Origin of the sequence: Streptomyces himastatinicus ATCC 53653 (genome assembly GCF_000158915.1) — a bacterium.
In the GTDB taxonomy this organism is placed as follows: Bacteria; Actinomycetota; Actinomycetes; order Streptomycetales; family Streptomycetaceae; genus Streptomyces; species Streptomyces himastatinicus.
Map to the genome: position 1 here is coordinate 7,211,357 of NZ_GG657754.1, position 11,164 is coordinate 7,222,520.

Sequence of the window (11,164 nt, forward strand, 5' to 3'; positions counted from 1 at the left end):
TCCTGGAACCGACGGGTAAGGATGCACCGGGTCCACGACATAGGAGAGGTGTGGACACCTTGCAGACCCGGAGCGACCGTGACCGCGCCGCGCGGTTCACGGCCCTGTACGTCCGTGACCATCCGCGGGTGTGCGCCTTCGTGCACCGGCGGTCGGGCGATCGAGGAGCGGCGGAGGAGCTGACCGCCGAGGTCTTCCGTATCGCGTGGGAGCGCATGAAGGCCGGACAGGACGTCGGGACCGGATGGCTCTTCGTCACCGCGCGCAACCTGCTCAGCAACCACTACCGCTCGATGGCCCGCCTGACGGAGCTGCACCGCACCATCGCCGACGCGTTGGGCCGCGCTCCGGCGTCGGGCCAGGACAACGCCGTACTCGACGCGCTCGACCGGCTTCCGTCCGCTCACCGCGAGGTGCTGCTGCTGAGCTACTGGGACGGGCTCAGCGCCGCGGAGGCCGGTGAGGTCCTCGGATGCAGCACGTCCGCGGTATGGGTGCGGCTGCACCGAGCACGCAAGGCGTTCCGTGCCGTTTGCGATCTTCCTGGGGAGCCGGAGTGATGCGCGTAAAACCTCTGATCAAGAACGCCAACCCGGTCCCGGACCCGGCGGGCCTGTCGGAGCGTGCCGCCGAGGAACTCGCCGCGCTGGTCGGACCCGGCGGCGCGACACCCGCCGCGGCCCCTCGCCGGTCGTCGCGGCGGGGTTTCGTGATGGCCGCCGTCGCCTGCGGTGCCGCCGTCGCCATCGGCGTCTTCAGCTTGGAGAGCGACCCGGCGGTGCCGGGCGCGGGCCCGCATCCGGGAGTCATGGTCGATGAGCCCTCCTACGGCAGCACGGCGAGGCTGGAGGGAGCGGCGGACCTGATCGTACGGGCGCGGCTCGGCGCCGGGCACGAGGAGACCGTCGACGACGTCCCCACGACCCTCGCCACGGCGAAGGTGCTGGCGACCGCCAAGGGCGAGCCAGCGGGCGACGCGATCCCGGTGGCCTACACGACCCCCGGCTCCGGGCCCGAGACCGCCGGACTCGGCGCCGGGAGGGAGTACGTCCTGCTGCTCGAAAGGGGCGAGGGCGGGCGGTACTTCCTGGTGAACACCACACAGGGCTGGTACGCCGTCGAGGGCGGCGCGGCGGTCGCAGGGAGGGGCAACGACGTGGCGCTGAGCCCGGGAGTGCGCAAGGCGCTCCGGCTCGAAGCACCGTAGGGCCGCGCCGCGCTCCTCCGTGTGGCTGGGGAAGATGGACTCCCACAACGACAAAGGCAGCACGGGGAGCAGGGATGGCAACGGGGACACGGGACAGCGAGATCGCGGCGATGAACGGGCGCTTCCCTGAGGACATCAGCCCGTGGAAAACGGTGCGGCGCACACTCGCGCTGGTGGTGTTCGCGTGGGCCGTAGCGGCGGTCACCACCTGCGTCGCCTATCTGACGCTGGGCTCGGATGCGGTCCCCATCCTGGGCGGGGGGTTCCTCTGCTTCGCCTTCCTCATGCTGCTGATGTTCCTCCACCGCGCCCTCTGGCTGGCCGTACTGTCCGTGGTGCCCGCGCTGTTCGTCCTCGTCGGGGCCGTCCAGTACGCACCCGAGGCGGCCCTGGACCGGCGCGGTGTACGCGAGAGCGTGACGATCGTGGCGGACAGCGCGGCCGGGACGGGCGGCGACAACCACCGCTTCACCCTTCGTCGTACGGACGGAGAGCAGCTCAAGGAGAAGCTGGAGTACGACGGTGACACCTGGGCTCCCAAGGTGGGCGAACGGCTCGATGTCATCCGTGACCCGGAGGGCACCGTGCCGATGGAGCAGGCGGACGACGTGGACGCCGCGGGTCGGCTGGACGGTCTGATCGGCGGCACCGTGACCTGGACCCTGATGGCGGTCGTGGCGGGTCGGCGTGGCCATGTCCGCCGTCGCCGGGGCATCGAGTTGCCGGACTACATGTGGTGACCGGCCTTGCCGGTGAGGAGGGAACACCGCGCCGACCGAGGCGGTTCATGGGGCATGGCTGTCATTCACAAAACGACCATGAAGCCCACCAAGCTGGAGCTGCTGGCGCCCTGGCTTCCCCTCCAGCCCTGGTACGTCGGCACGGGACGCGCGCCGGAGCTGTCCAGGGTCGGGGGCTTCCGACTCGACGATCCGCGGGGCGAGGTGGGCATCGAGTTCATGGTGGTGCGGGACGATTCCGGGGAGCGTCCCGTCCACTACCACCTGCCGCTCAGCTACCGCGGCGCCCCGCTCGACGGGGGCGAGCAGGGCCTCATCGGCACGTCGGAGCACGGGGTGCTGGGGCAGCGGTGGATCTACGACGGGACCCATGACCCCGTCCTCGTCGCCCAACTGCTGGCACTCCTCCAGGGCCGCGCCGAAGCGCAGATGCAGAGCGAGTCCGACACCCCCGACCGCTCCGTCACGGTGGAAAGGGCGGAGGCGATCCCTGCGACTTCTGGCACACCGGACGTCACCAACGGGCCCGACGGCACGCATCTCGCGGTCGGCCCGCTGGCCCTCGACGTGACGCGCGTACTCCGGCCGGAGGAGGACGTGCGGGCAGCGGCCCTGGTCCATGCCCTGGCCCATGTCAGCGCGGGCTGGCGGCTGCCGGACGGCGGCGAGGCCCGTGGCCGGTTCGCCGCGCTGAGCGACGCGGTGTCCCGCGCTTCCTGATGGCGCGTCGGGGCGGAGTCCAAGAGATCCCATGAATGGGCGCCGAAGGCGTGGATTCCGCCCACCCATTGACGTGTTCCCGGCATAGATCCTACCTTTCCGTGGACCCTGAAGTTCCGCACGTTTCCCAAGGGCACGGTTCCCACAGGGAGGGACATGTCGGAGCACTTCCGTTCAACGATCCGGGCGGCCCGAAGAGCCGCCGCCGTCGCGGCCGTCCTCGCCACCCTCGGCGCCGCCTTCGGCGCCCCCGCCGACGCGCACACCGTCCGGGCCGCGCCCGCCGACGTCTACGTGGCGCCGTACGGCGACGACCACGCCCCCGGCACCCGCGCCGCCCCCGTACGCACCCCCGAACGCGCCCGCGACCTCGTGCGGAAGCGCGCCCCGCACCAGACCGCCGACCTCACCGTTCGGCTCGCGCCCGGTACGTACCGGCTCGGCCGTCCGCTCGTCCTCGACGCCCGCGACTCCGGCCGCAACGGACACCGCGTCATCTGGCAGGGCAGCCCGGGCACCGTTTTCAGCGGCGGGCGGGCCGTGCGGGGCTGGCGGCCGGTCAAGGGCAGCCGCGGGCTGTGGGAGGCACCCGCGCCCGCCGGGCTCGGCAACACCCGGCAGCTGTACGTCGACGGCGTCCGCGCCCAGCGGGCGCGCGGGGCGCTCCCCGTCACCCTGACCGCCACCGCCACCGGATACACCGCCTCCGCCGACACCCTCGCCCGCTGGCGCAATCCGTCGGACATCGAGTTCGTCTACCCCAGCGGCGAGGCGCTGTGGAACATCCAGCAGTACGGACTCGGCCCGTGGACCGAGCCGCGCTGCCCGATCGGCTCGGCGCGCGGCACCACGGTGACCGTGGCCCAGCCGTGCTGGGACAACTCCACCCGGCGCGTGGAGTTCCCCGACATCCCTGGCCGCAGCATCAACATGGTGGGCCCCGGCAAGCTCACCGGCGGCGCCCTGCCCGGCTACGTCGAGAACGCCTACGAGGTCCTCGACCAGCCCGGCGAGTGGTATCTCGACCGTTCGAGCCACACCGTCTACTACCGCCCCCGCTCCGGTGAGCACCTCCGGACCGCCGCCGTCGAGGCCCCGGCGCTGGAGAAGCTGGTCGACGGGCGCGGCACCGGGGACGCCCCGCTGCACGACATCGCGCTGCGCTCGATCCAGTTCTCCTACGCCACCTGGCTCACGCCCTCATCGCCGGAAGGCTTCTCCGAGGTCCAGGCGGGATACACGGTGACCGGCGCGGATGGCTGGAAGACCCAGGGACTGTGCGATTACACCCCGGGCGGTACGTGCCCGTACGCCTCCTGGACCAGGATGCCCGGCAACGTGTCCATCAGCCACGGCCGGAACGTCGAGTTCTCCGACGACGCGTTCACCCACCTCGGCGCGGCTGGGCTCGAACTCGGCACCGGTACGCAAAACGCCATCGTGCGCGGCAGCGTCTTCACCGACATCTCCGGCAACGGCCTGGAGATCGGCGGCGTCGACGCCCCGAGACCCGGCACCGACGCGGACCTCACCCGCCGGGTCTCGGTCACCAACAACCACCTTTACGCACTACCCCGCGAGTATCACGGCGGTGTCGCCATCCTCAACGGCTACACCCAGAACACCACCATCGCCCACAACCAGATCGACCATGTCGCCTACACCGCGATCTCCATGGGCTGGGGCGGCTGGCCCGACAAGATCGGCAAACCGGCCACCGCCAATGTCTCCCGCGACAACAGGGTGTCCAGCAACCTCATCTTCGACTACATGCAGGCGCTCGACGACGGCGGCGGCGTCTACACCCAGGGACTGACGGGGAGTTCGCTCGCCGACGGCGAGAAGATCACCAGCAATGTCATCCGCGACCAGTGGGGTCTGGGCAGATCGGTCTACACCGACAACGGCTGCACCTATGTGACGGTCGAGGGCAACGTCCTCCACGGCGCCCAGGCCAACGTCCTCAGCAAGCACACCGACTACCGCGACGACCTCGGCAACAACGACCCGACGCGCATCGCGGGCAACCACTGGGAGCAGGGCGACCGCGACGGTGACGACAAGGGCGTGGTGACCAGCGGCAACCACATCCTGTCCGACCCCTCGAAGGCCCCGGCGGACATCGTGGCCGCGGCCGGTCTCGAACCGCGCTACCGAGGGCTGCTCGGCCGTACGTACGCCGCGCGATCCGTACCCGAAGCGCCCACCCGGGTCGGCGACTTCGCGGCCGACCGCTCGGTGTACGTGACGTGGAACCCGTCGTACGTGACCGGCGGCGCCCCCGTCACCTCGTACACGGTCACCGCCACCCCCGCCGACGGCTCGCGTGCCGTGTCCACCACCATCCCGGCCGCACGCTTCAAGCGCGTCGCGTACGCGGTGGTCGACGGGCTCACCAACGGCACGCCGTACACGGTGACCGTGACCGCCCGCAACGAGCAGGGCCGCAGCGAGCGTTCGCTGCCCGCGGCCCCGGTGACGCCCGGCCCCACCGCCGGGGCGCTGCCGGATGCCTCCACGGGCGTGAAGGCGAACGCCGAGGCCACGGCGGCGACGGTGTCCTGGACGCCGCCCAAGTCCGCGGGAGCAACCCCGGTCATCGGCTACCGGATCACCGTGTCCGACGGCCGTACCGTCGAGGTGACCGGCCGGGACGTCCTGGTCGCCCAGATCAGGGCCAAGGGCATGCTGCGGGTCGTCGGCGGTCTGCGCCCGGCCACCGCGTACACCTTCTCGGTCGCCGCGGTGACCGCCACCGGCACCGGTCCGGCGGCCACCGCCTCCGTCACGACTCCGTCGGCTTAGCCCCGGCGCCGAACGGGCCGTCGCTCCCGAACGCCGCATCGGCGAAGCGCTCGCCGATGCGGCGGTGGGTGACCGCGTCCGGGTGGAGCTGATCGGGCAGCGGCAGCTCGGCGAAGTCGGCCTCGCCGTAGAGGCCGCGTCCGTCGAGGTAGTGCAGAAACGGATCGTCGGCCGCCCGCTGCCGCACGATGCGGGCCAGCTCGTCCCGTATGACGGTGAGCGTCAGCTTCCCCGCGGCACGCTCCGCGGGGTCGCCCGTGGCCCGGAACTGGAGCTTCCCCTCACTGAGGCGGGAGAAGTCCGGGGCGCAGGGGCCGGGGGTGTCCTCGTGAATCGGGCAGTACACGGGGGACACGACCAGCAGCGGGGTGCTGGGGTGCCCCTCGCGGAGGGTATCGAGGAAGCCGTGCACCGCCGGGCCGAACGCACGGAGCCGCATCAGATCGGCGTTGACCAGATTGATGCCGATCTTGACGCTGATCAGATCGGCGGGGGTGTCCCGCATCGCTCGGGCGGTGAACGGGTCGAGCAGCGCGCCGCCGCCCAGGCCGAGGTTGATCAGCTCCACGCCGCCGCGTGAGGCGGCCAGCGCGGGCCACGTCGTGCTCGGGCTCTCGGCGTTGGAGCCGTGGCTGATCGAACTGCCGTGGTGCAGCCACACCCTGCGGCCCCGGTCCGGTACGGGCTCGACGGCGGCGTCCGCGCGCAGGGCGACCAGCTCGGTGATCTCGTTCCACGGCAGCCAGATCTCGACGTCCTTCATGCGGTCGGGCAGCCCGGTGAACCGTACGGTGCCGACCGGGCCGGGCTCGGTCTCCGCGGCGCCGCCGCCCATGTCGATCGTCCGGACGTTGCCACCGGTCACACTGCCCCGCGCGGCCAGGCGGCCGTCGACCAGCAGGTCGTACACACCGTCAGGGCGGGGCGGGGCGCCCCGGTAGGCCATCTTGGTGCGGAGCGCGTCCAGTGCGACGGCGGTCGCCCGGGTACGGAACACCAGCCGTACGCCCGAGGGTTGCGCCTCGGCCATCGCCAACTGGCCGTCGGCGCACTGCGCACGCGCCCGGGCGGGCAGCCGGTGCGGCAGCAGGCCGTGCTCGGTGCGCTCCAGATCGAGGGCGCCGCGCACGAGTTCCGTGGTGATGGGGGTGGTGCTCATCTCGGTCCGTTGCTGGGGTGCCATACCCTTCCTTCCTTTCGCCATAAGTGATTATGGATGTGCCTAATAGTTTTAGGCAAAGCGGATTCTGGGCGGCCGTGGACCGCCAACCTCAAATCTCCCTCTGAACTGGCGTGATCACGGTTCGTGAGCGCACTGTCCGGACAAAACTCACGACAAGGAAGCAGTGGGGATGGAAGGGGGCATTCCGATGAGGGGTATTTTCCGACGCAGCGCCGATGCCGCACCGCAAACGCTGGATCTGTACGACATCGCCTATCTGAGCGGCGCGCCGCAGCGCATGATGGAAGTCGCCCTCGTCGCGCTGCATGAGCGTGGCGTCATGCGGATCCGCCTCTCGCGTGTGCGCGTCGTGGGCGAACCGGCCGACCAGCCCGCCCACCCCGTCGAGCGCGCCGTCCTCGCCCTGTGCCGACGCCGCTCGCGGAGCACGATCTCCCTGCTCGGCGCGGTCGAGATCGGGCCCGAAGTGGAGGAAATCCATCGCCGCATGGTCTCCTCCGGCCTGATCACCCCCAGGCGTGCCCGCCTCACCCGTGCGGGCCGGCAGCACCTGGAGGCGGCCGAGCAGAGCGGGGCGTATCCCGCGTACGTCTTCGAGGGCCTCGCCGCGCTGCCGGACAACGCGCTGCGGTACCACATCGGCGAGGTGATTGAGCCGCCGCTCACCCTCGGCCGCCGACTGATCCGCCTGGGCGAGGCCCTCGACGACTGGGGGGCGGGCCACGGCCACGACGGCGGCGGCCACTCCTGCGGTGGCGGTGGCGGTGGCGGCGGCAGCGACTGAAGTGAGCAGGGGCACTCAGGTGTTCGGTGAACGCGCCCTGACATGATCGGGGCGTGAAGGTCACGGGGAAACGATGGACGCACCTCGCCCTGTACCTGGGGCTGGTGTGGGCGGCCGGGGCACTGGTGGTGCCGCGCGCCTACCGCATCGGCTTCGGTCACGGGCTCGGATTCGACGTCAACCGGCTGCCGGCGGTCGCGATCGGCGCGGCGGCCATGGTCAGCGTGCTCGCCGTCGGAGTGGCCCCGGTGGGCCACGTGGTGGCGCCGTGCCGCACGGCGGGCGGGCGGCTCGGCTGGGCCCTGACGGTGTTCCTCGGCGGCACGGTCGGGCTCGCGGCCGGGATCGGCGCCTGGCACTCCGGGGCGCTGCACGTGGGCGGGCCCGCACAGCGCGCCGCGCTGTGCGGGGTGCCGTACGCGCTGGTGGCGGCGCTGTTCATCGCGGGCGTGACGGTCCGTCTGATCTCCGGTGTGGCGGTGCTCGGGGTGGTGGCGTACGGCACGGCCGTCACCCACAAGTCACAGCAGGAGAAGGAGATGCGGGGCCTGATGTCCGGCACCTCGCTGGCCCGCCAGGAGCTGCTGCTGCCCGACCCGCCCGCCGGGTACCGCGTGGACGAGGGCAACGGGGATCTGACGGCCGACGGCTTCCGGGTCCACTACCTCCCGTACGCCCCCGGCGCGGCGGGCGTCGCGCGGCCCGATGTGGCGTTCGCGGTGACCCGCGGCACCGGGCCGCACGGCGACGGCATCACCGAGGTGACCCGGGAACTCGGCGGCGGGGCCGTCGAGTTCGTCCTGACGGCCCACCGCGACGGCGTACGGCTCACGGTGACCGCGCAGGGCACGACGGACCCGGCCGACCGGGACGAGCTGCGGCGCATGCTGCGCACCGCACACCCGGCGAGCGACGCCCAGGTGCTGCACGCGCTACGCCGCCCCGCCGCCTGACCCGGCCGTCCCTCACAGCCAGCGCTGTGCGGCCTCCGAGCTGTCGCCGGGGCTGGTGTTGAACGCGATCGCCGCCTGCGGCGCGTGCTGCCGGATCAGGTTCACGACCTTTTCGAAGAAGGTCAGCAACTGCTCCGGCTTACGGATACCGCCCCCGATGACGACGACATCCCAGGCACGTTCGGCCAGCGCCCCGACGATGGTGGGCTCGGTCGACTCGTCGAGTGGGAGCAGCACCGTGGAAGTGTTGGCGCCGTGCTCGCGGAGGCGGGCCATGTCCGTGTCGATGAGCGCGAGAACGGCGTCCGCGTCCATGCCGGGTGCCAGCCGCGGATCGAGTCCCAGAAGGAGCACAGAAGGCATGTCGCGAGCCTAGGGGGTGTCTTGCCGGTCATGCCGGGCTCCCGACGCCTGGCACGGCACCTCGCGGCCCCGCGCTCGTCGCACGCAGCGCCGCTGCGCTCTCCTCACGCGGGTTGCGAGCCACCGCACCAGACGCCGCTCGCTGATCCGACCTGACCGACAAGACACCCCCTAGCGCGCCGGTTGGAGCGGGGCGGCGGTCAGGCGGAGCAGCAGCGCCGCGGGGGCGTGGGGGAGCGTGACGGTGAGTTCGGCGCGGTCCGGCGCCCAGGTGGCCTGCGCGGGGGAGGCGGCCGGGTGGAGGTGTTCGACGCGGAGCGCGCGGCCCGCCAGGTGGGGGAGCGGCAGGGTACGGGTCGGTGACTCGCCGTCCCGGCGCCAGACCGTCACGTACGTCCGGTCGCCACCGGCACGCAGCCCCAGCGCCAGCCACGCGTCCGTCCACCCCGGCAGCCCCAGCGGCCAGAAGGGGACGGCCGAGGGCAGGTCGGGGCGCACCTGCCGGTACGCCGCCAGGGCGTCGCGTACGAGGTCCAGTTGGGCCGGGGACATCCGGTCGAGGTGGCCCGAGAGGTGGACGCGGCCCAGCAGCGCACCGGTCAGCGCGAAGCGGATCTCGTCGTCGGTGAAGCCGGGCTGCGGGTACGCCCACACCGCGCCCTGCTCCGGCGGCACCGCGGTCGGCGCGGCGGCGGCGATGGGCGGGTAGCGGAGCGGGTCCTGCTGGTCGCTGGTGGACTGGAGCTGGGTGAGGGCGAGCGAGGAGCCGTCCATGCGCAGACCGCCCGAGGCGCAGTTCTCGATGACGAGCGCCGGGTGGCGGTCGAGCACGGCGGCCAGCCAGCGCTGATGGGCGCGGGCGTGGGCGAGCAGGCCCGCGCCGGGAGCGGCGTGGCCGTGTTCCGGATCCCAGTCCGTGCCCGGGGCGATGCTGATGTTGTAGTCGAGCTTGAGGTAGCCGACGCCCCAGTCGCCGACGAGGCGGTCGACGGTCGCGTCGAGGTGGCGGAGCGCGGCGGGGTGGCGCAGGTCGAGGTGGTGGCGGCCGTTCTCGGCGAGGCGTACGCCGTCGCGCTGGAAGAACGCCTCGTCCGGCAGGGCGGCGGCCACCGGGCTGCGGACGCCGACGACTTCGGGCTCCAGCCACAGCCCGGGGACCATGCCGAGGGAGCGGATGCGGTCCAGGACGAGCCGCAGCCCGCCGGGGAAGCGGCGGGTGGAGGGCTCCCAGGCGCCGACGCCGTCCCACCAGGCGCCGGTGTCGTCGTACCAGCCGGCGTCGATGCAGAAGTACTCGGCCCCGGCCCGGGCGGCGGCGTCGATCAGGGGCAGTAGCCGCTCGGTGGTGGGGTCGCCCATCAGGGTGTTCATGTAGTCGTTGAACACGATGGGCAGCGCGGTGTGGTCGGGATGCGGGCGCCGGACGGCCCGGCGGTACGCGGTGAGATGGGCCGTCGCCGCGTCGAAGCCGCCCCGGTCGGCGAGCGCGAGGGCGACCGGGACGGTGGTGAACGAGGCGCCGGGCGCGAGTCGTTCGCGCCACTGGTGCTCGGCGTCGGTCGGGCCGCCGAGCGCGACGTACGTCCCGTGGGTCCGCTCCCCGGCCTCCCAGCGCCACCCCACCGGCGACTCCACCTGCCAGAGCCAGGCCCGGCCGGTGGCGCGCTCGGTCAGGGCGCCCATCGGCAGATGGCCGTCGGTGGACCAGCTGCCGACGCTGCCGAGGACGAGGGCGGTGCGGCTGTCGTGGCCATGGGCGTCGCGTGACACGTCCACGATCCGGTCGCGCAGCGGTACGACGGCCCAACGGCCCTCGGCCAGCCACTCGTTGTGCGCCCAGTGAACATCGAGCGCGCCGGGGGAGGGGAGACCGCCGAGGACGAGGCTGGGGACGGCCTGGACGACGAGCGGCTCCGTGCCCTCGTTCGTCAGCCGCACCTCGGAGCGCAGCACGGGCAGGCCGTCGGGTGAGGAGAAGCGGACCTCGGCGGTGAGGCCGGAGCCGGGGTCGTGGAGGTCGAGCGTCAACCGGTGCCAGCCGCCGTCGTTGTTGTTGTCATCCGTTTCGGCGCGGTGGCCGCGGTAGCGCAGCCGCGCGCCGAGCGCCGTCTCGATGCCGCGCTGCCCGGACCAGTCGCTGCCGTGGCCGAGCGCCAGCACCTCCACCACGGGGAGCGGGGCGGCGTCGGTCGGCGACGCGGTGCCGCCCAGGGGCGCGGTGTCGTCCGGGGGCCCCAGCCGTACCAGCCGGAGCACCCCGTCCGGTCCGGTCGCGAACACGGCCGCCAGCGCCGAATGGCCCCATGTGAACGTCTCCCGCACGCCACGCCCCTTCCACCCGCAACCGCTTGACGATTCCCTTGACGGCCCCTGTGTGACCGGTCACAATCCTGGCGTGCATGTGACCGG

The 11,164-nt window shown here is 72.5% G+C and carries 10 protein-coding genes; 7 read left to right on the forward strand and 3 right to left on the reverse strand.

What is annotated here, in order from left to right; genetic code table 11:
* The first annotated feature begins 50 nt into the window (after positions 1–50).
* From SSOG_RS30380 to SSOG_RS30400, 5 genes are all read left to right on the forward strand, one after another.
* Positions 51–560 carry an RNA polymerase sigma factor gene (locus SSOG_RS30380; RefSeq protein ID WP_009718092.1) on the forward strand — a complete coding sequence of 170 codons (510 nt, stop codon included), beginning with the start codon at positions 51–53 and terminating at the stop codon, positions 558–560.
* On the forward strand, positions 560–1,207 hold the full coding sequence (locus SSOG_RS30385) for a hypothetical protein (protein ID WP_039939064.1): 648 nt from the start codon (positions 560–562) through the stop codon (positions 1,205–1,207). The genes SSOG_RS30380 and SSOG_RS30385 overlap by 1 nt, the downstream gene beginning before the upstream one ends.
* 74 nt (positions 1,208–1,281) lie before the next feature.
* Positions 1,282–1,947 carry a hypothetical protein gene (locus SSOG_RS30390; protein ID WP_009718094.1) on the forward strand — a complete coding sequence of 222 codons (666 nt, stop codon included), beginning with the start codon at positions 1,282–1,284 and terminating at the stop codon, positions 1,945–1,947.
* Between the two features lie 54 nt (positions 1,948–2,001).
* Entirely contained in the window at positions 2,002–2,667 is a 666-nt protein-coding gene (locus SSOG_RS30395; RefSeq protein ID WP_009718095.1) for a maltokinase N-terminal cap-like domain-containing protein, read from the forward strand.
* Positions 2,668–2,823: 156 nt separating this feature from the next.
* Entirely contained in the window at positions 2,824–5,472 is a 2,649-nt protein-coding gene (locus SSOG_RS30400) for a fibronectin type III domain-containing protein (RefSeq protein WP_009718096.1), read from the forward strand.
* On the opposite strand, the gene SSOG_RS30405 is transcribed toward SSOG_RS30400, so the two are convergent.
* Positions 5,453–6,655, reverse strand: a complete 1,203-nt coding sequence (locus SSOG_RS30405; RefSeq protein ID WP_039939065.1) for a GDSL-type esterase/lipase family protein — start codon at positions 6,653–6,655, stop codon at positions 5,453–5,455. The two genes, SSOG_RS30400 and SSOG_RS30405, sit on opposite strands and share 20 nt — an antisense overlap.
* Positions 6,656–6,842: 187 nt before the next feature.
* Between SSOG_RS30405 and SSOG_RS30410 the strand changes: the two genes are divergently transcribed.
* Positions 6,843–7,439 carry a TIGR04222 domain-containing membrane protein gene (locus tag SSOG_RS30410; RefSeq protein ID WP_039941972.1) on the forward strand — a complete coding sequence of 199 codons (597 nt, stop codon included), beginning with the start codon at positions 6,843–6,845 and terminating at the stop codon, positions 7,437–7,439.
* Positions 7,440–7,492: 53 nt separating this feature from the next.
* On the forward strand, positions 7,493–8,392 hold the full coding sequence (locus tag SSOG_RS30415) for a hypothetical protein (RefSeq protein WP_009718099.1): 900 nt from the start codon (positions 7,493–7,495) through the stop codon (positions 8,390–8,392).
* 12 nt (positions 8,393–8,404) lie between these two features.
* On the opposite strand, the gene SSOG_RS30420 is transcribed toward SSOG_RS30415, so the two are convergent.
* Positions 8,405–8,755, reverse strand: coding sequence for a hypothetical protein (locus SSOG_RS30420; RefSeq protein ID WP_009718100.1), 351 nt, complete (start codon positions 8,753–8,755; stop codon positions 8,405–8,407).
* A 171-nt stretch (positions 8,756–8,926) separates the two neighbouring features.
* Positions 8,927–11,077, reverse strand: coding sequence for an alpha-galactosidase (locus SSOG_RS30425; protein ID WP_009718101.1), 2,151 nt, complete (start codon positions 11,075–11,077; stop codon positions 8,927–8,929).
* Between the last annotated feature and the right edge of the window lie 87 nt (positions 11,078–11,164).